This is a genomic window from Ligilactobacillus acidipiscis DSM 15836 (assembly GCF_001435755.1).
In the GTDB taxonomy this organism is placed as follows: Bacteria; Bacillota; Bacilli; order Lactobacillales; family Lactobacillaceae; genus Ligilactobacillus; species Ligilactobacillus acidipiscis.
In genome coordinates this window covers 1-314 of the sequence record NZ_AZFI01000403.1, presented here as the reverse complement: position 1 = coordinate 314, position 314 = coordinate 1, and the positions used below count along the sequence as shown (strand labels likewise).

1 protein-coding gene is annotated in these 314 nt (G+C 46.8%); it reads right to left on the bottom strand.

The features are described from left to right. Window positions 1-314, bottom strand: a 314-nt coding sequence (locus FC65_RS11260) for a DNA topoisomerase (RefSeq protein WP_235803144.1), incomplete at both ends; no start/stop codon positions are given.

The following is a 314-nucleotide window of genomic DNA, read 5'->3' as shown; positions in this document are numbered from 1 at the left end:
TGTAACGCTTGCTCCCATTTTGCTGTCATCTCTGGGCTAGTTAACAAGGGTTCGAGTTCAACCGCTTTACATAAAGTAATCCCCGCTTCACTGACGTGGAGCTTGTTCTTTTCAGTAACTAAATAGCCGCGCTTCTTTAACACTTCCAGCACATTTGCCCGGGTTGCGCTCGTTCCAATGCCTTGCACATCTTTAAGAATCGCTTGGGCTTCTTCATCATCAAGTGTTTTACCGGCCGTCTTCATTGCCGTAATTAAGGTACCTTCGGTAAAGGGCACCGGTGGTGTCGTTTCTTTTTGCGGTGTTTGCAGATT